The 22,513-nt window shown below is 68.1% G+C and carries 20 protein-coding genes; 6 read left to right on the top strand and 14 right to left on the bottom strand.

Annotated features, from left to right (window positions below):
* Entirely contained in the window at nt 1-942 is a 942-nt protein-coding gene (locus tag ACXYMR_RS03545; RefSeq protein ID WP_458941375.1) for an alpha/beta fold hydrolase, read from the top strand.
* A gap of 7 nt (nt 943-949) precedes the next feature.
* On the opposite strand, the gene ACXYMR_RS03540 is transcribed toward ACXYMR_RS03545, so the two are convergent.
* Entirely contained in the window at nt 950-1,321 is a 372-nt protein-coding gene (locus ACXYMR_RS03540; protein ID WP_458941374.1) for a BlaI/MecI/CopY family transcriptional regulator, read from the bottom strand.
* Nucleotides 1,322-1,478: 157 nt separating this feature from the next.
* Between ACXYMR_RS03540 and ACXYMR_RS03535 the strand changes: the two genes are divergently transcribed.
* Nucleotides 1,479-2,267, top strand: a complete 789-nt coding sequence (locus ACXYMR_RS03535; protein ID WP_458941373.1) for a DUF1295 domain-containing protein — start codon at nt 1,479-1,481, stop codon at nt 2,265-2,267.
* A gap of 7 nt (nt 2,268-2,274) precedes the next feature.
* On the opposite strand, the gene ACXYMR_RS03530 is transcribed toward ACXYMR_RS03535, so the two are convergent.
* The 6 genes from ACXYMR_RS03530 to ACXYMR_RS03505 all read right to left on the bottom strand — a co-directional run bounded on the left by ACXYMR_RS03530 (nt 2,275) and on the right by ACXYMR_RS03505 (nt 9,389).
* Nucleotides 2,275-5,538, bottom strand: a complete 3,264-nt coding sequence (locus ACXYMR_RS03530) for an error-prone DNA polymerase (RefSeq protein ID WP_458941372.1) — start codon at nt 5,536-5,538, stop codon at nt 2,275-2,277.
* Complete coding sequence (locus tag ACXYMR_RS03525) at nt 5,535-5,936, bottom strand: endonuclease domain-containing protein (RefSeq protein WP_458941371.1); 402 nt, start codon at nt 5,934-5,936, stop codon at nt 5,535-5,537. The genes ACXYMR_RS03530 and ACXYMR_RS03525 overlap by 4 nt, the downstream gene beginning before the upstream one ends.
* Before the next feature lie 71 nt (nt 5,937-6,007).
* Nucleotides 6,008-7,606, bottom strand: a complete 1,599-nt coding sequence (locus ACXYMR_RS03520) for a DUF6504 family protein (protein WP_458941370.1) — start codon at nt 7,604-7,606, stop codon at nt 6,008-6,010.
* Entirely contained in the window at nt 7,488-8,366 is an 879-nt protein-coding gene (locus ACXYMR_RS03515; protein ID WP_458941369.1) for an ImuA family protein, read from the bottom strand. Before ACXYMR_RS03515 ends, ACXYMR_RS03520 begins: the two co-directional genes overlap by 119 nt.
* Before the next feature lie 83 nt (nt 8,367-8,449).
* A complete protein-coding gene (locus ACXYMR_RS03510) occupies nt 8,450-9,046 on the bottom strand; it encodes an SRPBCC family protein (RefSeq protein ID WP_458941368.1) in 597 nt (198 codons plus the stop codon).
* Nucleotides 9,018-9,389 (bottom strand): ArsR/SmtB family transcription factor, encoded by a 372-nt coding sequence (locus tag ACXYMR_RS03505; protein ID WP_458941367.1) that lies wholly within the window; start codon nt 9,387-9,389, stop codon nt 9,018-9,020. Before ACXYMR_RS03505 ends, ACXYMR_RS03510 begins: the two co-directional genes overlap by 29 nt.
* 87 nt (nt 9,390-9,476) lie before the next feature.
* On the opposite strand from ACXYMR_RS03505, the gene ACXYMR_RS03500 reads away from it, so the two are divergent.
* Complete coding sequence (locus ACXYMR_RS03500) at nt 9,477-10,163, top strand: SOS response-associated peptidase (RefSeq protein WP_458941366.1); 687 nt, start codon at nt 9,477-9,479, stop codon at nt 10,161-10,163.
* 236 nt (nt 10,164-10,399) lie between these two features.
* Here the strand turns inward: ACXYMR_RS03500 and ACXYMR_RS03495 are convergent, their stop codons facing one another.
* From ACXYMR_RS03495 to hppD, 6 genes are all read right to left on the bottom strand, one after another.
* Nucleotides 10,400-12,262: a tetratricopeptide repeat protein gene (locus ACXYMR_RS03495; protein ID WP_458941365.1), complete on the bottom strand. Its 1,863-nt coding sequence runs from the start codon at nt 12,260-12,262 to the stop codon at nt 10,400-10,402.
* A gap of 380 nt (nt 12,263-12,642) precedes the next feature.
* Entirely contained in the window at nt 12,643-13,395 is a 753-nt protein-coding gene (locus ACXYMR_RS03490) for a hypothetical protein (RefSeq protein ID WP_458941364.1), read from the bottom strand.
* Nucleotides 13,392-14,114 carry a hypothetical protein gene (locus ACXYMR_RS03485; RefSeq protein ID WP_458941363.1) on the bottom strand — a complete coding sequence of 241 codons (723 nt, stop codon included), beginning with the start codon at nt 14,112-14,114 and terminating at the stop codon, nt 13,392-13,394. Before ACXYMR_RS03485 ends, ACXYMR_RS03490 begins: the two co-directional genes overlap by 4 nt.
* A 133-nt stretch (nt 14,115-14,247) precedes the next feature.
* Complete coding sequence (locus tag ACXYMR_RS03480; protein ID WP_458941362.1) at nt 14,248-15,207, bottom strand: PhoH family protein; 960 nt, start codon at nt 15,205-15,207, stop codon at nt 14,248-14,250.
* Nucleotides 15,208-15,853: 646 nt separating this feature from the next.
* Nucleotides 15,854-16,387 (bottom strand): VOC family protein, encoded by a 534-nt coding sequence (locus ACXYMR_RS03475; RefSeq protein ID WP_458941361.1) that lies wholly within the window; start codon nt 16,385-16,387, stop codon nt 15,854-15,856.
* Between the two features lie 64 nt (nt 16,388-16,451).
* Nucleotides 16,452-17,537 (bottom strand): 4-hydroxyphenylpyruvate dioxygenase, encoded by a 1,086-nt coding sequence (gene hppD / locus ACXYMR_RS03470; RefSeq protein ID WP_458941360.1) that lies wholly within the window; start codon nt 17,535-17,537, stop codon nt 16,452-16,454.
* Between the two features lie 239 nt (nt 17,538-17,776).
* On the opposite strand from hppD, the gene ACXYMR_RS03465 reads away from it, so the two are divergent.
* The 3 genes from ACXYMR_RS03465 to typA all read left to right on the top strand — a co-directional run bounded on the left by ACXYMR_RS03465 (nt 17,777) and on the right by typA (nt 21,450).
* Nucleotides 17,777-18,268, top strand: a complete 492-nt coding sequence (locus ACXYMR_RS03465; protein ID WP_458941359.1) for a MarR family winged helix-turn-helix transcriptional regulator — start codon at nt 17,777-17,779, stop codon at nt 18,266-18,268.
* An 89-nt stretch (nt 18,269-18,357) separates the two neighbouring features.
* The gene (locus ACXYMR_RS03460; protein WP_458941358.1) at nt 18,358-19,536 is read left to right on the top strand and encodes a hypothetical protein; all 1,179 of its coding nucleotides are present in this window, start codon (nt 18,358-18,360) and stop codon (nt 19,534-19,536) included.
* A gap of 93 nt (nt 19,537-19,629) precedes the next feature.
* Nucleotides 19,630-21,450, top strand: a complete 1,821-nt coding sequence (gene typA / locus ACXYMR_RS03455) for a translational GTPase TypA (RefSeq protein WP_458941357.1) — start codon at nt 19,630-19,632, stop codon at nt 21,448-21,450.
* Nucleotides 21,451-22,160: 710 nt separating this feature from the next.
* On the opposite strand, the gene ACXYMR_RS03450 is transcribed toward typA, so the two are convergent.
* A complete protein-coding gene (locus ACXYMR_RS03450) occupies nt 22,161-22,475 on the bottom strand; it encodes a hypothetical protein (RefSeq protein WP_458941356.1) in 315 nt (104 codons plus the stop codon).
* Nucleotides 22,476-22,513 lie beyond the last annotated feature (38 nt).

Raw genomic sequence — 22,513 nt, 5'->3', positions numbered from 1 at the left:
ATGATCCGGTTGCTATTGATCCTGGTGGCGGTAATGGCCGCGCTCGGCATTGTCGTCTGGCTCTGGATGGGGCCGCAACGCCCGGCGGAGATCGGTGGTGAAGCGGCAATGCAGTCGCCCTGGTGGGGCGAGGCTGACCGCCTGGTCGAGCTTGACGGGGTCACTGCGCGGGTTCGCGTCGAGGGGCCGGCGGACGCCGATACCGTGCTGATGATCCACGGCTTTTCCCATTCCCTGGAAAGCTGGGATGGGTGGGCGGCGGCGCTGAGTGCCGACTATCGGGTCGTCCGCATGGACCTGCCGGGTCATGCCCTGACCGGTCCGGATCCGCTCCGGCGCTATTCCGTCGAGGACACGGTTGAATTCACCGCGGCATTGATGGACAGGCTGGAGATCGAGCAGGCCCACCTGGTCGGTAATTCGCTGGGCGGGCTGGTGGCCTGGAAGCTGGCCCAGGACTGGCCGCAGCGGGTGTCCAGCCTGGTGCTGGTGGCGCCGGGCGGGTTTTCCATCAACGGCGTGACCGAGGAGCCGGTCGATGTCCCGATGGGGGTGCGCTTCTTCATGACCCAGGCGCCGCAGCCGCTGGTCGCCGGGGCGACGCAGATCCTGTTCGGCGATGCGGAACGCATGCCGGAAGGCATGGACGCACGGGTCTACCAGCTGATGCGCGAGCCGGGTGTCGGAGAGGCGCTGGTGGAGCGGCTGGAAATGTTCACCCTGCCGGCCCCGGAGGCCGATCTGCGCCAGGTGCGGGCGCCGACGCTGATCCTGTGGGGCAGCGAGGACCGGATGATCCCGTTCGAGCACGCGGCGCGCTTCGAGGACGCCATGCCGGATGCCCGCGTGGTGCGTCTGGAAGGCCTTGGCCACGTGCCGCACGAGGAAGCCCCGGTGCTCAGCCTGGAGCCGGTGCGGGCCTTCCTGGCCGAGCAGGACTGAGGACGGTTCAGCCGCGGGCGCGGCGAGGACGGGCCGCCATTTCGGCCTGCAGGTCGGCCCAGTCCTTCGGGTCGACATCGCTCTCGCGCAGCACGACGATACCGGTATTGCCATCGCCGGGGACCTCCCCGGTGAGCAGGCGGCCGAGGGCGTGGGTCCGCGCCGTGGCGCGGTTGAGGCGCGGGCGATAGAGCACGGTGCGGCCGGTGTGATGACGGTCCACGGCCCCCTTGCGGCGCAGACGGCGCAGCAGGTCCAGCGTGTCGCCGGGGCGGGTATTGAGGGCGACCGACAGCTCGCTCACGGAAGCCCCGCCGCGATCCCAGAGCAGGCGCAGGGTGCGGTTTTCTTCCTCTGACAGTCGGTCGGCTTCGGCCATCGGCTTGTCCCCTTCTGCGGTCACGGCGGCCCATATTGTGACAGGTCCGGGCCGTTAAGGTTTTGTTTGCAAACTCCGCGCCGTCGCGACCAGTATGGCGTCGAGCCGCGCGCCGAGGCAAGCTGGCGCCGGATGGCAGAAAAAAAAGGAAGCCGAGATGGCGGTTTACTGGCAGGCCTATGGTGCCAATCTCGTCCTGTTGCTGGCTCTGATGAGCTTTGTCTGGCTGATGGCGCTGCGCACGCGGGACGTGTCGATCGTCGATGTGGCCTGGCCGCTGGGCTTTGCCGTCGTCGTGCTGGCGACGGCCCATCGCGCCGACTGGAATATCGTGGCGCCTCACTATGCGGTTATTGTCATGGTCCTGGCCTGGTCCTTCAGGCTGGCTTTCCACCTGTATGCGCGTTGGCGCAATGAGGGGCCGGACCGGCGCTACGAGGCCCTGCTCAAGCGCCGCGTCGGACCGGAGCCGCTGTTCACCCTGGTCGCCGTTTTCTGGTTCCAGGCCGTGGCGCTGTGGGTGGTCGCGCTGCCCATACAGGCAGTCTTCCTCGACGCCTATCCGCGGTTCAACCTGATCGGCATCGCCGGCTATGTCCTGTTCGCCGCGGGCTTTGCCATCGAGGTGATTGCCGACCGCCAGCTGGTCGCCTTCCGCCATGACGAGGCGCGCCAGGGCCAGGTGCTCGACAGCGGGCTGTGGCGCTGGTCGCGGCATCCGAACTATTTCGGCGAGGCCTGCGTGCACTGGGGTTTCTGGCTGATCGCGGTGGCCAATGGCACCGGCTGGTGGACCATCATCGGCCCGGCCTTCCTGACCTTCACCCTGATCCGCTGGTCCGGCGTGCCGATGGTCGAGGCGCATCTCGAGAAGAGCCGGCCGGGCTATGCGGAGTACAAGCGCCGCACCTCGATGTTCGTGCCGTGGCCGCCAAAGAAGGATTGACCGGGCTTCAGTGAAAGTCCCGGCTTTTCGGCAACAGCTCGTCCAGTCGCTGTCCCTTCATGGCGCGGCGGTAGAGGGCGACGGTGCGGGGGTCGGCATTGGGGCGGGCGATCTCGTCGGCGCGGGCCAGGCTTTCGGCGAACTCTTCCCCGTCGGCGAGGGCGGCGAGGCGCCAGGACTGGTCGGTCAGGCGGCTGGCCACGACGTGGATGACCTGGCCCTCCTTCTGCACCCGGCCGGTCACCCCCATCAGCTTTGACGCCATGACGATGCGCCGGTGGGCCTCGAAGCATTTCGGCCAGATGATCACATTGGCGACGCCGGTCTCGTCCTCCAGCGTGGCGAAGATGACGCCGGAGGCCGAGCCGGGGCGCTGGCGCACCAGGACCAGGCCGGCCAGGGTGACCCAGCGCCCGTCGCGGCTGTCCGCGAGGTCGGCGCAGCGGACATGGCCGGTCTCGTCGAGCTCGGGCCGGAAAAAGGACAGCGGGTGCGCCTTCAGTGACAGGCGCAGGGTGGAGTAGTCGCGGGCCACGTCCTCGCCGGCGGTGAGGGCCGGCAGGGTGATCTCGCTCTCGCGGCCGTAATCATCGGCATGTTCGAACAGGGGCAGGGGCGCGCCGGCCTCGGCCAGGGCCGACCAGCCGGCCTGGCGCCGGTCGAGGGCCAGCGAGGCGAAGGCATCGGCATTGGCCAGCCGGTCAGTGGTGCCACGGTCGAGACGGGCCCGGCGGGCCAGGTCGGAGACGCTGTAAAAGCGGCCATGGGCCTGGCGCGCGGCGACGATGCGGGCCGCCGCGGCCTCCTTCATGCCCTTGATCTGGCGCAGGCCGAGACGGACCCGGCCGCGTCCCTCCAGAGTCGAATCCCAGTCGGAGAAATTGATGTCCGGCGGCACCACTTCGACGTCGTGCTCGCGGGCGTCGCGGACCAGCTGGGCCGGGGCGTAGAAGCCCATGGGCTGGCTGTTCAGCAGGGCGGCCAGGAAGACATCGGGATAGTAGTGCTTGAGCCAGCAGGAGACGTAGACGATCAGCGCGAAGCTCGCCGCATGGCTTTCCGGGAAGCCGTACTCGCCGAAGCCTTCCAGCTGCTTGAAGCAGCGCTCGGCGAAGTCCGGCTGATAGCCGTTGGCGATCATCCCGCTCATCAGCTTCTGGCCCATCTCGTAGATCGTGCCGGAGCGCCTAAAGGCGGCCATGGAGCGGCGCAGCTTGTCGGCCTCGGCCGGCGAGAAGCCGGCGGCGACGATGGCGATGCGCATGGCCTGTTCCTGGAACAGCGGAATGCCGAGCGTCTTGCCGAGTACGTCCTTCAAGTCCTGCGACGGGTATTCCACCGCCTCTCGGCCGTCGCGGCGGCGCAGATAGGGATGCACCATGTCGCCCTGGATCGGGCCGGGGCGGACGATCGCCACCTCGATCACCAGATCGTAGAAATTGCGCGGCTTGAGGCGCGGCAGCATGGTCATCTGGGCCCGGCTCTCGATCTGGAACACGCCGATCGTGTCGGCCTTGCAGATCATGTCGTAGACGGCCGGGTCCTCGGCCGGGATGTCGTCGACGCCCATCGGCCGGTCATAGTGTTCGGCCAAGAGGTCCAGCGCCCTGGCGACACAGCTCAGCATGCCGAGACCCAGCACGTCGACCTTCATCAGGCCGAGCGCGTCGATATCCTCCTTGTCCCATTCCAGCATCGTCCGGTCGGGCATGGCGGCATTGTGCAGCGGCACCATCTCGTCGAGCCGCGCGCGGGTCATCACGAAACCGCCCGGGTGCTGCGACAGATGGCGCGGGAAACCCATCAGCTCGCGGGCATAGCGCAGCGTCATCGACAGCGCCGGGCTGTCGGGGTCGAGGCCGAGCTCGTCGCGCATGCGCTTGGCGTGCAGCTCCTTGTCGAGCTCGCTGGAGGACCAGCCCCACAGGCTTTTCGACAGGGCCGAGATGACGTCGCCGGTGAGGCCGAACACCTTGCCGACCTCGCGGATGGCGCCGCGCGGGCGGTAGCAGTTGACGGTGGCGGTCATGGCGGCGCGGCGGCGGCCATACTTCTCGTAGACGTACTGGATCACCTCCTCGCGCCGCTGGTGCTCGAAATCGACGTCGATGTCCGGCGGCTCGCCGCGCTCGGCCGAGACGAAGCGCTCGAACAGGAGGTCGATGCGGGCCGGGTCGACCTCGGTGATGCCGATCATGTAGCAGACAGCGGAATTGGCCGCCGAGCCGCGCCCCTGGCACAGGATGCCCTGCGAGCGGGCGAAGCGGACGATGTCGTAGACGGTGAGGAAATAGGACGCGTAGTCGAGCCCCTCGATCAGGTCGAGCTCGGTCGCCACGGCGCCGCGGATGCGCTCCGGGGCGCCGTCCGGATAGCGCGTCTTGAGGCCTTCGCGGGCCAGCCGGCGCAGGGTCTGCATCGGCGTCTCGTTCTCCCCGATCACCTCGTCGGGATAGTCGTAGACCAGCTCGTCGAGGCTGAATTTCAGGCGCGCCGCGATCTCGGCGGTGCGGGCCACGGCATCCTCGTAACCGCGGAACAGGCGGACCATCTCGTCGGGTGCCTTGAGGTGGCGCTCGGCATTGGCGGCGACGTGCCAGCCGGCTTCGTCGATGCGGACATGCTCGCGGATGCAGGTCACGACATCGGCCAGCGCCTTGCGTCCGGGGGCGTGGTAGCGCGCCTCGCCGGCAGCCACCGGGTCGAGGCCGAGCTGGGCGGCGCAGGCGGCGTGACGGTGCAGGCGTTCGCCGTCGCGGCCGTCGAAATGGCGGATCAGGGCGAGCCAGGTGTCGGCCTTGCTGGCGGCCAGCAGGTCGCTGATGGCGGCCATCCAGCCGGTGCCGCGAATGGCCTCCGGATAGTCCGCGTCGAGATCGAGGCCGAGCCCGGCGGGCGGGACGAGGATGAAGACGTGGTCGTCCGACAGGGCGACGACCTCGTCGATCGCGAGGTCGCAGCGGCCTTTCTCGGCGCGGAAATTGGCGTCGGTCAGGGTGCGCGTGAGGCGGCCCCAGGCGGTGCGGTTTTTCGGGTAGGCGGCGATCTCCAGGCCGCACTTCGTGACCAGGCGCACGCCGGGGAAGAAGGGCAGGCCGGTCTCCTTCGCGGCCAGGTGACCGCGCACCAGCCCGGCCGCCGAATTGCGGTCGGCCAGGCCCAGACCGGCCAGGCCCAGACCGGTCGCCTGGGCGACCATCTCGTCCGGGTGCGAGGCCCCGCGCAGGAAGGAGAAATTGCTGGCCGCGAGGAGTTCGACATAGCTGGTCATGACGCTCCCCTGCTCTGCGGGGGAGCTGGCGGGCGACAGCCCGACTGAGGGGGCAAGTGGCGGTGGATTTCACGCACCACCCGATCCAGATCATCCAGCACTTCAACATTGCGAAACCGGATCACCCGCCAGCCGGCCTGGCGCAGAATCCGGTCGCGGACGATGTCGTGCTGGCGCGCCTTCGGCGTGTCATGGGAGGGGCCGTCGATCTCGACGGCGAGGCGGGCGGACAGGCAGGCGAAGTCGAGGATGAACGCCCCCACCGGGTGCTGTCGGCGGAAGCGGAAACCGTCGAGGCGGCGGGCGCGCAGGCTTTGCCACAGGACGCGCTCGGCATAGGGCATGTCATGGCGCAGGCGGCGGGCTTTGAGAGTTGAGGTTTTGACAGTGTCACGCATGGTTTTCATCCTTTGACTTCCCCCTCCGTCGTCGCTCCGCTCGACACCTCCCCCGCTTGGCGGGGGAGGGGCTAACTCGCCCCGTGCACGAACCAGCGGGGGGTGCGGGTTTCGAGGGCGTAGAGGCCGTCGCGGAAGAGCCAGAAGCGGCGGCCCTCGACGGTCTCGACGCGGAAATAGTCGCGGGTGCGGGCGGGGCTCTCGGGACTGGCGCGCCACCAGTCGGGGGCGAGGCGTTCCGGGCCCTCGGCGCGGTGCACGAGATGGCGGACGCGGCGCCACACGAAGCTGCGCGGCGGACCGTCGGGGATCTCGGCCACGGCTTCGGCGGGTTCCGGCCGGGTGAGGACGAGCAGGGGACGCTCCGCCGTGATCGGGCGCAGGGCCGGCGGGCCGGTCTCGGCGACGGCGAGCGGCGGGCCACCGGGATGCCATCGCGCGGCACGCTCCGGCTGGTGGCTCTGGCGTCTGGCGACGCGCTGGACCTGGCGGTCGCCGAGACGGACGCTGAGCCGGTCGGTGAGCACGGCCAGGTCCTCCGCCTCGACCGCGTCGCCGCCGGTCAGGGCCGACTGGCGACCGTCGAGGCGGCGCGCCTCGCGGGCGACCAGTTCGACCGTCTCTATGCCGAAACCGATATCGATCTCGGCCCGGTCGAGCTTTTCCTCGAACAGGCGCGAGACGTGTTTCGCATCGCGCGCCGGGGCGGCCAGGCCGAGGCTCAGGAGATGGGTCTTGCCGTCGACGCGGTAGAGGTGGAGCTCGACGCGCAGCAGGCCGAGCCCGTGGGTTTCGAGCAGGCGGGCGAGGTCCCCGGCAGTGTTGGCCACGGCCTGTTTGAGACCGTCGAGCAGGAGCAGGGGTTCGGCGAAGTGGAGGCGGGCGCGCAGGGCGGTTTTCGGCTGCAGCGGGGCCAGGCTCTCCGCTTCCGAGCCGCGGGCCTGGTCGAGCCGGCGCACCAGTTCGCGGCCGAAGCGGCGGGCCAGCTGGGCGCGCGGAATGCGGGCGATATCGCCGACCCGGCGCAGGCCGAAACGGTGCAGCCGGGCCGCGGTGTCGCCGATGCGCAGGCCTTCCACCGGAAGCGTGTCGAGCACCGGCTGGACGGTGTCGGTGAGGACCCATCCCTCGGCCCGGCGCGGCGCCGCGTGGCGGGCCAGGGCCCAGGCCAGGCCGAGGGTCGGAGCGATGGCGGCGTGGGCGCTCAGGCCCTGGGCCCGGCAGCGCGCGATCACTTCGGCCAGCAGGGCCGGCTCGCCGCCGAACAGATGGGCGCAGCCGGTCACTTCGAGCAGCACGCCGTCCTCGCCCGGCGCGCCGGGATCGGGTGCGGTCCAGGGCGACCAGCGGCCACAGCCGCGGGCGAAGGCGGCGAGCAGGCGGCGGTCGGTCTCGGGGGTGGCGCTGTCGATGACGAGGGTCGGTTCGATCGCTTTGGCCGAGGCCAGGGCCTGGCCGAGTGCGAGGCCGCGCCGCGCCGCCTCGGCGTCGAGCGCGTACAGGCGCTCGCCGCCGGCCGTGCTGTGCACCAGGGCGAAGGGGCGGGCCGGATCATCCGGTGCGGCCGAGCCGGTGCAGCGTGGCGCCGCCGGTGCCCTGGCCGGGGCGGGACGTCGATGCCGCCGCTCGGTCGGCCACAGGGGCAGGCTCAAGGACATGAAGCGTTTCATTCTTCCACTCGATTTCGAAGTCCCGCGGGCGGTCGCCGCGCATGCGTTCCAGGGCGGCATGAAAGCGCGGCGGTCCGAGCCCGGGCAGGCCGCTGGCGCCCATCCAGGCCTGCGCCGCCGAGGGGCGGGCGGCGATGCGCCAGCGGGTGCGGGCGGCGGACGGCACGACGCCGTCATGGCTGCGCAGCACGAGGACCAGGCTGTCGCGCGCCCGGGCGGCGCGGTCGAGGCGTTTCGAGGCGGTCAGGTCATAGCGCGCCGAGCGACCGGTCTCGCCGACCACCCAGGCCCCGGCCCTGAGCCCCTCTTCCATGGCCCACAGGGCCTGGCCCGGATCGCCGGCCTCGACCAGGAGGACGCTGTCCGGGTCGAGCCCGAAAGCCCGGAGGGCCGGCGGGTAGGGGCGGCCGAAATCCTGTTCCGGCGCGCCGGCCGGCGGCACCACCCAGACCAGCGGCCGCGGGGTCTCGCACCGCCGGGCGTGAACCGCCATCAGGGCGGTCTGGAAGAGCAGCGCGGCGGGGGTGTCGAGATAGCTGGCCGGGCAGGTTTCGTGCAGGCCGCTGGCGATCTGGGGCAGGCGCGCTGCAGCGCCCCGGCCGGAGGTTTCAAAGGGGCTGTGAGCCTGCGCAGCGCCGCCATCCGCCGCCCCGCCGGATGCGGGGGCGACGCTGGCGTCACGGCCCTCGAGGGCCTTGATCTGGCGGCGCAGTTCGTCCAACTGCGACCGCCCCGTGGTGGGTGCCGGTACAGCACGCATGCTCAGACCTCATCAGGATGTTCTCCTAATGTTCCGGTCTGGGCGGGCAAGAGTCAAGCGGCGAATCCGGGGGGCACGGTGTGCTAGCCCGCCGTCTCCGCCTGGCGTTCGAAGAAGTCCTTCACGCCCGGATACTTGTCGTCATAGATCGGCTTGATCGCCGCCATGTGACGCCAGAAGAAAGGCGGCTCCTCGTCATTGAGGCGGGCCAGCAGCACGTCGAGATGGGCGTGCCAGCCGATCGAGACGTCCTTCTTGCCTTCCGGGCCGGACAGGCGCTCGTGGGTCAGGGTGAGGCGGACGCGGCTGTCGACCGCCTCCAGCTGGAAGGTGACCTGCGAGGTGTCGCTGGCATCGCCGTCCTCCGGCTCGCTCCAGGAAATCACCAGGCGGTGCGGCCTGTCGACCTCGAGCACGGTGCAGGGATGGGCGCCCTCATAGTTCTGGTGCTCGGGCCTGGGCGGTTCGGCCGAGAGCTCGGAGTGCTTGAAATAAAACTTGAAATGGCTGCCCTCGGTCTCCTCGATATCACCGCCGGCCAGCCAGGTGCGGCGCTTTTCGCCGTCGACCAGGTATTGCCAGACGCGGTCGATCGGGCCGGGCAGCAGGCGCTCCACGCGGACACTGTCCGGGCCGGTTTCGTGGACCGGCTCAGCCGGTCTTGTCTGGGTCGTCTCCATGATGCTGATCCTCTTCCAGGAGCACGGTTTCCAGCCGGTCCAGCGCGTCGCTCCAGAAGGCGCGCTGGCGGTCGATCCACTGCCCGGCCTGCTCCAGGCCGGCCGGGTCGGCAGAGAGAAAATGCTCGCGTCCGGCGCGCCGCCGCCTGACCAGGCGGGCGCGCTCGAGGATGCGGATATGCTTGGACACCGAATTGAGCGAGATCTCGAAGGGCGCCGCCAGCTCGGTGACCCGCGCCTCAGCCCCCGGATCGCGCGCCAGGCGGGCCAGGATGGCCCGCCGGGTCGGGTCGGCGAGCGCCAGGAAGGCGTGGTCGAGATCGGGGGCGGGCTGTGGCTGCATTCATATTCACCTTTGAGGGTGAATATCTGCCTGGCGGACCAGAGAGTCAAGCTGGACGTCGCGTGCCGGGGCGTTAGGCTGGCCGGCATGTGTGGACGCTACGCCCTCGGCAAGCTGGAATGGTGGATCCTGCAGCAGAGCTTCAAGCTGCAGCAGGGCGCGCTCAATCTCGAGCCGCGCTGGAATATCGCGCCGACCCAGATGGCGCCGATCATCCGGCGCGAGGACGGCCAGTCGGAAGCGGTCATGGCGCGCTGGGGACTGGTCCCGGCCTTCTGGTCCAAGCCGCTGAAAGAGATGAAATTCTCAACCTTCAACGCGAAGGCCGAGACGGCGGCCGAAAAGCCGTTCTTCCGCGGACCCTTCCAGCGCCGGCACTGCATCGTGCCGGCCATCGGCTTTTACGAATGGACCGGGCCGAAGGGCGAGAAACAGCCCTGGTTCATCTCGCTGGAAGGACAGGACTGGTTCGGCTTTGCCGGGCTCTGGGACACGGCGGAGGTCGAGGGCGAGACCATCGACAGCTTCACCATCCTGACCACGGCGCCGAATGCCGCCATGGCCGAGATCCACACCCGCATGCCGGTCATGCTGGGACCGGAGGATTTCGAGGCCTGGCTCGACCCGCAAAGCCCGCAGAGCGAGCTCCTCCTGCAGGGCCCGCCGGCCGAGGCGATGCGCATCCGCGAAGCCAACAAGGCGGTCGGAAATGTGCGGGCCGAGGGCGAGTGGCTGACCGAGCCCGGTGACGGGCCGCAGCGGGCGCTGGTCTAGGGGCGCTTCCAGGGCGCATTGGCGAAAACGGGGAAAACTTTCGCTGTATCCCCGGGAGTTCAGAAATTATTTATCGCTAATTCAATGGCTTGTGATTCTTCTGGTGCGAACAATCCGACGGGGTCTGTCCGGGGTTAGACTCGGGCAAGGTCGAGAAGTCTGCAGCGGCGGGGGCACTATGGAAGCCAGGACACGCGTCGGGCCGGGAGGGGGCGGTCGAGAGTGCGGACCCGGGCTCAATCGCACTCGAAATCGTCGGCCCCGAGCGGCCGGCATTGCGGCGGAAAGCCGTGCTGTCGCCAATAGGGGTGAACATTGGCGACCTCGAGCATGCGGTGGCGGGCGGCACTGGAGGCCAGGCCCGGATAGCCCGGTGCCCACCACCAGGGCGCCTGGCCGCTGCCGAGCTCCGGCAGACGGTGATAGGCCCGGAAAGCCAGCAGATAGGCGGAGATCAGATAGGGATCGCCATAGGCTCCCTGGCCCTCAAAGCCCGCTAAGCGGGCCTCGAAACGGTCAAGCGCTGCCGCCCGGTCATAAACCTCGTCGCTGAGCGCACGTCGCAGATCATGGACCATCCAGCGTGCATTCGGACTGATGAGATCGGCCATCTCGCGCAGCATCAGGGTCAGCAGGACTTCATCGCCCTGCGCGGCCGCGCCGCCAAGCATGGTCGGATAGGCCTCGGTGTGGCTGGTCGCGTAGACCGCCAGCAGATGGGCTGTCGCGGTCGGGTAATCGCCCTGGAACAGGTCGGCCTCGGCGCGGGTGAACAGGCAGACCGGGTAATCCGGATCGATGGCCAGGCAGGCTTCCACCGAGGCCTGCGCCCGGTCGAAGAAACCGAGATTGCGCCAGGCCTGGCCGAGCCAGAGATGGGCCGTGGTGGCTTGCGGATCGGAGGCGATGGCGTTCTGGAAGGCTTCGATCGCCGCGTTGTAATCGGCGACATCGGCGAATTCGTGGAGCACACCCATGGCCGTGAAGGCGTCGGCATTGTCCGGGTCGATGGCGAAGGCCCGGTTCGCGGCGTCCTCGGCCAGCGTGTAATAGGGACGGTCGACGAGACCCCATTGCGGTGCGACCACATAGGCCATCGCCAGCACGCCCCAGGCGCGGCCGAAGTCCGGATCGAGCTCGACCGCCTGCTCCAGTGCCGTGATCGACAGGCGCAGGTTGTCGTAATTGCGGTTGATGAAGAGCGTGCGTCCTTGCAGATAGGCCTCATAGGCGCTGACCTCGCTGGTGCCACCGGCAGCGGGGCCGGCCGTCGCCGTGACGGTGATGCCGAGGCGCTGGGTCAGCTGGGCGGTGATCGCGCTGGCGATCTCGTCCTGGATGGCGAACACGTTCTCGGCCGTCAGGGCCCGGTCATAGGTCTCCGACCAGACATGGGTGTCGGACGCCGCATCGATCAGCTGGGCGGTGACGCGGATATTGCCGCCGGCGGTGCGGATCGAGCCTTCCAGCACATGCCGCACGCCGAGAATTTCGGCGATGTCCGGGATCGACAGCGCGCTGTCGCTGCGGAAGGCGAAGGCGGAGGTGCGCGAGGTCACGTCGAGCACCTCGATGCGGGCCAGAACGTTGAGGATTTCCTCGGCAATGCCGTCGCCGAAATACTGCTTGTCGCCGTCGGCCGACAGGTCGGCGAAGGGCAGGACGGCGATCGACGTGTCGAGGGCACCGGCGATGCGCGAGCGGGTTTCGGTGGTGCCGCCCGGGCGGTCGGCGATCTGCGGGCCGGGGGCCGCAGGGCTGCCGGTCAGGGCCTGGACCGCCGCCACGGCGAGCACGACCGCCACGCCGGCCATGAGCACCCAGTCGCTGGGGCCCAGCGGCTTGAAGCCGGCGGCCGCGCCGGACGCCTCGGTCTGCTTCAACCCGTCGGGGCTCAGCTCGAAGGCCCAGGCGATGAAGAGCACGATGGGAAAGCCGGTGAGGAGCAGGATCAGGGCGAAGCTGTCGGTCCAGTCGGGCAGGCCGGCGGCGGTGCCGATGGTGGCGACGACCTGCATGATCAGCCAGCCGGCCACCAGGTAGGCGGCGGCGACGCGGAAGATGCTCCGACGCCGCAATTCCCCGATCAGTTTGTTCATGTGGCCTCCCGCCTCGGGCGAAGCTACATGGTTTCGTGGGCGAACGGGAATTATTTGGCGCGAGCGCGGGCAGGGGTTTTGGTCCCCACGCTCCGGTCGGCCTGTGCAAGTCATGCGGCCGGATTGGCAATACTTGAGACGTCTCGCGCCGGGCGCGGAGAGGACCATTGATCTCTTGTCGGCTAGCGGGCCTCAGAGGGTTCATTGTGTCAAGGGCGCGCAGCGCCGCTACGCGGTTGAAACCCTTGACACAATGGACCCTCTGAGGCGGACTCTCGGCAAGAGATGAATGGGCAGGAGCGGGCGCTGGCGCGTCCGCTTGTTCGGAGCGGCAGACGGTCCGGTGACGGGCCAGAGAAGGGCCGGCCCGGCGCGTCCCCTCACTCTGCTGGCGGCGCGGTCTCCGGCGGCTGGCAGGGTCGGCGCGTGGTGTCGGCCAGGGCGTCGCACATGGCCTGTGCCGCCTCCAGCGTTTCCCGGGTCCAGTCGGTGACGGCGCGCTGGGCGTTATTGCCGAGCAGCAGGCGCTGGATGAAGGCCTCGTCGCGGCTCAGGGTTTCGTAATCGAACTCCCAGCGGCGTTCCCGCACGGTGCCGGGTCGATAGACCACGCGGGCGCCGGGTTGTCCGACCACAAGCGGGTCCTCGATGCGCATCCGGATATAGTCGATCTGCGCCTGCAGGAAGGTCAGCTGGGACTGGTAATGGCCAATCGCGCCACGCAATTCCGGTGAACCGAGCTGCGCGAACTCGCCATTGCTGATCAGCTCGTCATAGACCGAGCGCGGCGGATAGGCGGCGGGCAGGATGCCGACCGAATTGAGCCCCTGCGCCATGTCGCCCCGGTCCGCATCGGCCCAGTCATTGGCGATCAGGCGCTCGATGGCTTCTGTCCGCAGTGCATTCATGTCTTCGTGCAGGCGGACATGCCGCTGGTGATAGGCGACGACCTGTTCGGCCTCGCCATGCAGCCGTTCCAGCGCCGCCTCCCGGCGCTCGGCGGCGGCCCGGTCGTCCGCCCACTGCGCGATCTGGAAACCGATCACCACGCCAGCGATGACGATCACGAATTCGAGGACGACCGCGAACCAGTTCTGGGTCCGGATGGCATGGGTGATGCGGGCGAGGATCATGGTGCGCTCCCGGTTTCCGCGAGGGCGGTTTCGGCGTGGTCGCGGATGTCCTGCAGCGTGACGAGCAGTTCCAGGCTGTTGAAGCGCACCAGGGTCAGGCCGTTGCGGATGCGCTGGCTGGAGCGGGCGCGGGTGACGATGTCGGGTGTCAGGGCCGGGCGGTCGGGATTGCCGGTCCAGGCGTCGATGGCGAGCTGGAAGTCGCCGATGTCGGCATAGGTCTCGTAGAGATAGGCCCACAGGTCCTGGTAGAGATGGTCCTGGGTGAACTGGAGGTCGGCATAAAGCACCTCGATGTCGAGAATCTGGGTGACCAGCCGGTCGTTCGACAGGAGGCCGAAATCACCCGAGCTCTTGAGCGCCTCGACCGAGCTGTAGTTCGGCCGGTGCGGGGCGAAGTAGAGGACTTCCAGCAGGTCGCTGTAATAGGCCGCGAGGTCGGGCAGCGCCTCGGCCTCGTGATAGGCAATCATGCGCTCCGCGGCGGCGGCCTTGTTGCGGATGCGGGCCATGTAGGCGTCGATCTGCGCGATGTCGTGCCGCAAATCGCCCGCGAGGCGGGCCAGATAGGTGTGCTCGCGCGCCTCGGTCTCGTGGTCGGCCTTCCAGGCGGTGACCTGGAAGGCGAGCAGCACGCCGGCCACGACGATGACGAATTCGAGGGCGACGGCGAACCAGTTCTGCTGGCGCACGGCGCGGGTCAGGCGTGACAGGATCATGGCAGGCGGCCCCCCTTTCGGCCCTCCGCCCGGGCCCTCATCCGGCCCAGTTGTCACAGCATGACTTGAAACCCGGCCAGTCCCAAGAGGAAACCGGGTGTCCGTTTTCCCGCATGGTGGCGGGATTGGCCCCTCAGGGCTTTTCGTAGAGGGCTTCCAGGGCGGCGACGACCGGGGCCCGGATGATCTGGGCCGCGGTGAAGCGGAAGACGCGGGCGATCGGCGCGTCTTCGACCAGCTCCATCAGGTGGGCCATGCCGGAGGTCTCGCCGGGGCCGAGCTCGACATAGCTGGGGTCGCCGGTCAGCACGATGCGGGCATTCTGGCCAAGCCGGGTCACCGCCATGCGGGTCGTCGGCACGCTCATGTCCTGGGCCTCGTCGATGATCACGAAGGTGTTCTGGAAGGTGCGGCCGCGCATGTGGCTGACCGGCATGATCTCGAGGCGGTGCGCGGTTTTCAGGCTGCGCACCTCGTCGGCGCCGACCAGGTCGTGGAGCTCGTCGCGGATGGCCGCGTAATGCGGGTCGAAAGAGGTGTCGGGTGTGTCGCCGGGGGCATGGGCGCCGCCCGGCCGGGCGATCACGAGATGCTTGTAGCGGCCCTCATTGAGCATATCGATGCCGGCGGCAAGGGCGAGGTGCGACTTGCCGGTGCCCGTCGGGCCGGCGGCGATGAGCACCGGGGGCTCGCGGTCCAGCAGGGCCGCCATGAAGGCGTGCTGCATCATGGAGCGCGGCCGCACGGCCTGGCGCAGGCCGGCCACCCGGAAGGCGAGGTCGCGCTGCAGCGTGTCGGCAATGGCCTCCGCCACGCGGCCGGGCGCCCAGGCCGCCTCGGCATCTGCGCTCTCCGTCCAGGCCGCACCGGCGGCCAGGATGACATTCTGCAGGACGCGGACCGCGGCTTCGTCACCGGCCAGTTCGAGGCGCGTGCCGGCCAGGCGCAGGGCGGCATGATAGGGCGCCACACGGGGCATCAGGAAGGCGGAGAGGCGGCTGTGCTCGGCCGCGAGGTGAGCGGCGAATTCCGGTGACAGGTCGAGGGCGGAGCGAAAGCTGTCCGGCGCGCTGAAGGGGGAGGTGTCTGACATGCGGCGAGGGCCCCTCGGTCTGGTTCGGGGGAAAGCATGGCAGTGACAGGGTTAAAGGCGCGTTCAGGGCGACCGGACGGTGGCGTGGGCGCCGGGCTTCACCCCTTCCGGCCCGGGGCCTTGCCTCGGCCCACTTTCCCATCAAGGGGAAGGGCCTGGGGTGGCGCTTGGTCGAGGCGGGGCTAGTGGTACCTGCCCTGTCATCCCGGCTGTCGCCGGGACCGGGGGATGGCGACGGTGTAAAGTGATCGCGCGCGGCGCGGAGAGAGTCATTGATCTCTTGTCAACCAGCGGGCCTCAGGGGGAAGTCCAAGTCAAGGCCGCCTTCGGCGCCGCGTAGCGGGCATGCGCCTTGACTTGGACTTCCCCCTGAGGCGGCATCTCGGCAAGAGATGAATGGATAGGTGCGGGCGCGGTGCGTCCGCTTCATTGCAATAGCCACCGCCAAGGCAGAGGCAGTATCCCCGTATAAGCACCGTTTCCCCCGGCGCATGCCGGGGCCTTCAATCCGGCCCGCAAGCCAGTCGCCCGCAGCGTTTCGGGCTCCAACCGAGCCATACTCCGGCTGCCATTTCCCGCGGAACAAGCGATCACAGGCCCCGCCATGAAGGCGGGGGAAACGGGTGGGTGGGAAGAGGGAGGGGCCTCAGTCCTGTTCGTGCAGCCAGGCGGCGTGCTTGGGGGCGCGCTTGGTGACGCTCCATTCCTCGATCATGGCCGGGGCGACCTCCTTGAGCTGGGCCATCTGCTCGTCGGTGGCGGTGTTGGCGGCCAGTTCGAGGCGGTGACCGTTCGGGTCGAAGAAGTAGATCGACTTGAAGATGCCGTGATTGACCGGGCCCAAGACCTCGATGCCCTCACCCTCGATGTGCTCCTTGGCGGCCATCAGGGCGTCCATGTCCTCGACCTCGAAGGCGATGTGCTGGACCCATTCCGGCGTGTTGCCGTCGCGGCCCATTTCCGGCGAGTTGGGCAGTTCGAAGAAGGCCAGGACATTGCCCGATCCGGCGTCGAGGAAAACGTGCATGTAGGGGTCGGGCGCCTTGGTGGAGGGGACCTCGTTCTCGGCGATGGCCAGCTTGAAGTCCATGTTCATGACGCGCTGGTAGAACTCGACGGTCTCCTTGGCGTCCTTGCAGCGATAGGCCACGTGGTGGATGCGGGACAGCTTGACGGTCATGACGGGACTCCGGTGAGGCAGGTGGAGGGGCAGGGCGCCGGGCCGAAGCCCGGCGCAGGTCGGGTTACGCGTCTTCCTTGGTCTTCAGGACGCCGCGCTTGATCTGGTCACGCTCGATGGACTCGAACAGGGCCTTGAAATTGCCCTCGCCGAAGCCCTCGTCTTCCTTGCGCTGGATGAATTCGAAGAAGATCGGGCCGATCGCCTTGGCCGAGAAGATCTGCAGCAGGAGACGCGGCTGGCCGCCCTCGGTGGTGCCGTCCAGCAGGATGCCGCGCTTCTTCAGCTCGTCCGCCGGCTCGCCATGGCCCGGCAGGCGCTCGTCGAGCATCTCGTAATAGGTCTCCGGCGGAGCAGTCATGAACTCGACGCCGAACTCGTTGAGGCGGTCCCAGCATTCCAGGAGATTGTCGCAGGAGAAGGCGATGTGCTGGATGCCTTCGCCCTTGTACTCGCGCAGGTATTCCTCGATCTGGCCGACGCCATCGGATTTTTCCTCGTTGAGCGGGATGCGGATCAGGCCGTCCGGGGCGGTCATGGCGCGCGACAAGAGGCCGGTATACTCGCCCTTGATGTCGAAATAGCGGATCTCGCGGAAGTTGAAGAGGTCCTCGTAATACTTGGCCCAGTAGTCCATGCGGCCCTTGTAGACGTTGTGGGTCAGGTGATCGATGACATTGAAGCCGGCGCCCTTGGGATGGCGCTCGACGCCGTCGAGGTATTCGAAATCGATGTCATAGATCGACTGGCCGTCCTGGAAGCGGTCGATCAGGTAGACGGTGGCGCCGCCAATGCCGCGGATGGCCGGCAGGCGCAGCTCGGAGACGCGGGTCTCGGTCACGACCGGCTGGGCGCCCTTGGACAGGGCCAGCTCGTAGGCGTCCTGGGCGTCCTGGACGCGGAAACCCATGCCGGAAGCCGACGGGCCGTGCTCGGCGGCGAAGAAGGCGGCCGGGGTGTTGGGCTCGTAATTGATCAGGAAATTGATGTCGCCCTGGCGCCACAGCTCGATGTCCTTGGAGCGGTGATTGGCCACGTGGGTGAAGCCCATGGTCTTGAACACCGGCTCGATGATGCCGCGCTCCGGGGCGGTGAATTCGACGAACTCAAAGCCGCAAAGGCCCATCGGATTCTCGAAAAGGTCTGCCATGGAAAGTCTCCTGGATCGGGGGTGGCGGCCGGCGGGCCCGGGGGTAGCGGCCGAATTCAGCGTCTCGGTAACATTATGGTTGCTATTGCGTCAAGTTGTGATTGCAACTAAAATGCCGAAGTCAGTGCCGTGTCGGGCCCGGGGCCGGACTCCAGCGCGGCGACTGACGAAGACCGCCCTGATATAGACGAAACGGCCACGAACGCCAGCACCGCCGAACCCGAAGAGCCGAGACCGCCATGACCCCGCCCGAGCCCGATACCGCCAGCCAGACCGACGTCGCGACGCCGCGCGCGGTGATCCGTCTGGACGCGTACTGGCCCTATCAGGTCACGGTCCTGGCCGAGCTGGTGGCCCGACGCACGGCGGCGATCGTGCGCGAGCAGGGTGATCTCAACCTGTCACAATGGCGGGTGCTGGCGGCGGTGGCCGAGCGCCCGGGGCGCACCGCCAACGAGGTCGTGGCGATGACGCCGATGGACAAGGGCATCGTCAGCCGGGCCACCAAGGGCCTGCTGGAAGCGGGGCTGGTGGTGCGCCGCGCATCGCAGTCGGACGGCCGGGTCAGCCATCTCTTCCTGACCGAAAAGGGGGCGCGTCTCTACCAGACCCTGCGCCCGGCAGTCGAGGCCGTGCCGATGCCGGCCGATGCGCTGCTGAGCCCGGCCGAGCAGGCGCAGTTCTGCGCCCTGCTCAAGAAGCTGGCCGAGGCGATGCCGCGCAACGACTAGCGGCTGGCCCCGAAGCCCGCATGATTTATCACTACATCCGGCGGGCAAAGCGGCTATACGAGCGGGTTCAGGTTTCAGGATCCGCGTACGTGACATCCAGGCAAATTTTCGTCATCGGCTTGCATGTCGCCGTTACCGCGGCGCTGGCCACCGTATCGGCCCTGGCGGGCTATGTGATCCTGTTCGAGGCGCTCAAGTCGGAACGGGTCGGTGTCCTGCAATCCTATATCCGCGTGCGCGCCGAGCGCGAGCAGATCCTGTTTGACGAGGCGCTGGCGTTCAACGAAGCCGCGACACTGGCCTTTCAGCGGCGGGTAGCAGCGCTCGATGACGACGCCCTGGTCGCCTCGCAGTTCGACGCCCTGTATCCGCATTTCGGGGACGGCACGCGGCGCAGCGCGCCGGGCCTGTACGACGGCATGACCCTGCCCGGTGGCGATCATGTCTATGGCGTCGGGGCCTTCCTGGCCGACGCGGGGATGATGACACTCGAGGACAAGCGGCACTTCCTCGCGGCCTTCCACACCGTGCGCACGGTCGGCGAAGCCCATCTGGCCCGCTTCACCAGCCTCTACTACTTCACCCCGGACAGCCGGGCGGTGCTGTTCGCGCCGCTGCGCGAGGACCGGCTGGAGTATTACCGCCTCGAAGCGCCGTCCGATTTCCGCCTCGTGGCGGACGAGGATCCGCGCCTGTTCGGCGCGGCCACCAATCCGCAGCGCGCCATGCAGTGCACGCGCCTGTCGCGCTATGTCTATGCCGACAATGGCGAGCGGGCGGCCACGGCGTGCCGGCTGCCGATCTATGAGGGCGATCGCCTGATCGGGGCCTTCGGCACCTCGATCCAGATGAATGACCACATCACCCATGCCTTGAGCGCGCCGCCGCGCGACGGCGTCAACCTGCTGTTCGACCGGGAGGGCCAGGTCATCGGTCGCGGCGAGCCGGCCGGGCGCGAGCTGGTACCGGTCGACCCGCGCGAGGTGATGGCCCTGCTGGCCGATGACCCGCGCCCGAACGGCGTCGTCATGGGGCTGGACTCCGGCCATGTGCTGGCGTTCAGCAGGGTGGCCGGCCCGGACTGGTACTTCGTGTCGGTGGTCAGTCTGGAAGCGCTGCGGGGGACAGCCGGGCGCTGGGCCTGGGCGCTTTTCTTCACCGTCTTCTTCGCCTCCCTGGTATTCGCCTCGGTGCGCGGTGTGCTGAGCAATTGGCTGCCGATCGCCGCGAATGGCTTCAACGGCCGGGCCCGACCCAGCGAGACCTGATCCCACCAGCCGCCCGCCGCTCGCGGAATAAGGGGTGGCCACAACGCGCGTCCCGGCGTAAGAGGGCGCGCCTTTCACTACAGGAATGATCCCATGAGCGCGTCCCTCGACAAGCTGCGCAATATCGCCATCGTGGCCCACGTTGACCACGGAAAGACCACGCTGGTCGACCAGCTGCTTCGCCAGTCCGGAACGCTCGGTGACCGCGCCGACGCGTCCGAGCGCCTGATGGACTCCAACGACCTCGAGAAAGAGCGCGGGATCACCATCCTGGCCAAGAACACGGCCGTGACCTGGGGCGACTGGAACATCAACATCGTCGACACGCCGGGCCACGCCGATTTCGGCGGCGAGGTGGAGCGCGTGCTGTCGATGGTGGACGGCGTACTGCTTCTGGTCGACGCGGTCGACGGCCCCATGCCGCAGACCTCTTTTGTCACCAAGAAGGCGCTGGCCCGCGGCCTCAAGCCGATCGTGGTGATCAACAAGGCGGACCGCCCCTCGGCCCGTCCCGACTGGGTGGTTGACCAGACCTTCGACCTGTTTGACCGTCTCGGCGCCACAGAGGAACAGCTCGACTTCCCGGTCGTCTACGCCTCGGCGCTGCAGGGCTGGGCCGCCAGCGAGGCCGGCGAGATCGGCACCGACATGACACCGCTGTTCGAGATGATCACGGCGCACACGCCGAAGCCGGACGTCGATCCGGACGGCCCGCTGCAGCTGCAGGTTTCGGCGCTGGACTATTCCAGCTTCACCGGCGTCATCGGCATCGGCCGCGTCGCCCGCGGCCGGGTCAAGCGCAACCAGCCGGTCACCGTGGCCAAGGCCGACGGCCGCCAGGTCAAGGGCAAGGTCCAGCAGATCTTCGGTTTCCACGGCCTCGAGCGGGTCGAGCGCGAGGACGCCCAGGCCGGCGACATCATCACCTTCACCGGCATTGACGAGCTCAAGATCTCCGACACGCTGTGCGATCCCGATCATGTCGAGGCGCTGCCGCTGCTGTCGGTCGACGAACCGACCCTGTCGATGACCTTCCAGGTCAATGACAGCCCGTTCGCCGGCCGCGAGGGCAAGTTCGTGACTTCGCGCAATCTCAAGGAACGCCTCGACCGCGAGCTCATCCACAATGTGGCGCTGAAGGTCGAACAGCAGGACAATCCGGACAAGTTCACCGTGTCCGGACGTGGCGAGCTGCACCTGTCCATCCTCATCGAGACGATGCGCCGCGAGGGCTTCGAACTGGCCGTGGGCCGGCCGCGCGTGGTCATCAAGGACATCGATGGCGTGCCCAGCGAGCCGTATGAGAGCCTGACCGTCGATCTGGAGGAAGAACACCAGGGCGGGGTCATGGAAAAGCTCGGCCAGCGCAAGGCCGAACTCAAGAACATGGTGCCGGACGGGCATGGCCGGGTGCGCCTGGACTATGTCATCCCGACCCGCGGCCTGATCGGCTTCCGCTCCGAATTCCTCACCCTGACCTCGGGCTCCGGCCTGATGTTCCACACCTTCGACCACTACGCCCCCAAGACCGGCGGCGAGATCGGCCAGCGCCACAACGGTGCCATGGTGTCGATGATCGACGGCAAGGTGCTGGGCTTCGCCCTGTTCAACCTGCAGGAACGCGGCAAGCTCTTCGTCGGTCACGCGGTGGATGTCTATGAAGGCATGATCATCGGCGTGAATGCCCGCGAAGAGGACATGATCGTCAACCCGACCAAGGGCAAGAAGCTGACCAATATGCGCGCCTCGGGCACCGACGAGAACATCGTCCTGACCCCGCCGGTCAAGCTGACCCTGGAATACGCGCTGGAATTCATCAATGACGACGAACTCGTCGAGGTGACCCCGCAGTCGATCCGCATCCGCAAGGTGTTCCTGAAGGAGCACGAGCGCAAGAAAGCGTCGCGCGGCTAGGGCTGCCGACGGCTTGTGCGAGTATCGAATGGCCCGGTTCGTCCGGGCCATTTTTTGCGTGGAGCTGGCTGCAATGAACCCGCTGTCATCCCGGCCGGATGCCCTGCGGATGCGGGGCGGAGGGCCGGGACCTATACGCGCCGACGCCGGCCGATTGGAGCTCGATGCGGCGCACTCCGGGAAGATGGGTCCCGCACTTTCGCCCCGCCTGCGCGGGGCATGCATGCGGGATGACAGGCAGAGAAGCCTTTCGAGAACAAGCGCAACCGGCGCGGAGAGAGCCATTGATCTCTTGTCAGCCAGCGGGCCTCAGTCAGCTTTCCAGGTCAAGGGCGCGCACCGCCGCTTCGCGGTCAGGACCCTTGACCTGGAAAGCTGACTGAGGCGGCATCCCGGCAAGAGATGATTGGGGTGGTGCGGGCGCGGCACCCCGTTTTCTCACAGGCTCTATCCATGTTTTCCCCGCCTTCATGGCGGGGCCTCGAAACCTGTCAGCTCCAAAGATGGCTGCCGCCTCGAATGCGAAACCAGATCAGAGGCCCCGCCATGAAGGCGGGTAAAACGGATTGGAGCGGTGGGCAATTGCGGGCGGCCTATTTGCCTGCCTGCGCCGCTGATGGCCCGCACTGAAGCCTGCTTGGCCACACTTGCCAAGCCGCATGCGACGTCAGGTTTCAGGGTGAAATCAGGCGCGCGTCAGGCCGCGCCCCTCACAGCGCCGCGCGCACCACCTGCGCCACATTCAGCACCACCGCCGCGTTGAACAGCAAACCCGCTGTGGTCATGGCGGCGGCGAAGGCGGCGACGAGGGTGAGCAGGACGGCGCGGATCGGCAGCATGGCGAGGGCGCGCAGGCGGTCGGCGCGGGTCCAGCGCGGGCGGGTCAGCTGTTCGACCAGGTCGGTAAAGCCGCCGCGCCACAACGAGACGCTGATCAGCAGCCACAGGGCGGCGGCCACCACCGGGGCGGCGCGCAGGCTCCAGGACATGCCCGGAACGGCCAGCAGGGCAGAGATGTCTTCCACGCGGCAAGGGTCCCGTTTCGTGCCGGCCCCGCGCCGGC

Source organism: Maricaulis sp. CAU 1757 (genome assembly GCF_054482675.1).
This window is presented reverse-complemented; position numbering and strand designations above follow the sequence as displayed.

Bases quoted from the DNA above. Each gene is read 5' to 3' on its own strand.
- ACXYMR_RS03545 (WP_458941375.1), top strand. From the start codon at position 1: ATGATCCGGTTGCTATTGATCCTGGTGGCGGTAATGGCCGCGCTCGGC.
- ACXYMR_RS03540 (WP_458941374.1), bottom strand. From the start codon at position 1,321: ATGGCCGAAGCCGACCGACTGTCAGAGGAAGAAAACCGCACCCTGCGC.
- ACXYMR_RS03535 (WP_458941373.1), top strand. From the start codon at position 1,479: ATGGCGGTTTACTGGCAGGCCTATGGTGCCAATCTCGTCCTGTTGCTG.
- ACXYMR_RS03530 (WP_458941372.1), bottom strand. From the start codon at position 5,538: ATGACCAGCTATGTCGAACTCCTCGCGGCCAGCAATTTCTCCTTCCTG.
- ACXYMR_RS03525 (WP_458941371.1), bottom strand. From the start codon at position 5,936: ATGCGTGACACTGTCAAAACCTCAACTCTCAAAGCCCGCCGCCTGCGC.
- ACXYMR_RS03520 (WP_458941370.1), bottom strand. From the start codon at position 7,606: ATGAAACGCTTCATGTCCTTGAGCCTGCCCCTGTGGCCGACCGAGCGG.
- ACXYMR_RS03515 (WP_458941369.1), bottom strand. From the start codon at position 8,366: ATGCGTGCTGTACCGGCACCCACCACGGGGCGGTCGCAGTTGGACGAA.
- ACXYMR_RS03510 (WP_458941368.1), bottom strand. From the start codon at position 9,046: ATGGAGACGACCCAGACAAGACCGGCTGAGCCGGTCCACGAAACCGGC.
- ACXYMR_RS03505 (WP_458941367.1), bottom strand. From the start codon at position 9,389: ATGCAGCCACAGCCCGCCCCCGATCTCGACCACGCCTTCCTGGCGCTC.
- ACXYMR_RS03500 (WP_458941366.1), top strand. From the start codon at position 9,477: ATGTGTGGACGCTACGCCCTCGGCAAGCTGGAATGGTGGATCCTGCAG.
- ACXYMR_RS03495 (WP_458941365.1), bottom strand. From the start codon at position 12,262: ATGAACAAACTGATCGGGGAATTGCGGCGTCGGAGCATCTTCCGCGTC.
- ACXYMR_RS03490 (WP_458941364.1), bottom strand. From the start codon at position 13,395: ATGATCCTCGCCCGCATCACCCATGCCATCCGGACCCAGAACTGGTTC.
- ACXYMR_RS03485 (WP_458941363.1), bottom strand. From the start codon at position 14,114: ATGATCCTGTCACGCCTGACCCGCGCCGTGCGCCAGCAGAACTGGTTC.
- ACXYMR_RS03480 (WP_458941362.1), bottom strand. From the start codon at position 15,207: ATGTCAGACACCTCCCCCTTCAGCGCGCCGGACAGCTTTCGCTCCGCC.
- ACXYMR_RS03475 (WP_458941361.1), bottom strand. From the start codon at position 16,387: ATGACCGTCAAGCTGTCCCGCATCCACCACGTGGCCTATCGCTGCAAG.
- hppD (WP_458941360.1), bottom strand. From the start codon at position 17,537: ATGGCAGACCTTTTCGAGAATCCGATGGGCCTTTGCGGCTTTGAGTTC.
- ACXYMR_RS03465 (WP_458941359.1), top strand. From the start codon at position 17,777: ATGACCCCGCCCGAGCCCGATACCGCCAGCCAGACCGACGTCGCGACG.
- typA (WP_458941357.1), top strand. From the start codon at position 19,630: ATGAGCGCGTCCCTCGACAAGCTGCGCAATATCGCCATCGTGGCCCAC.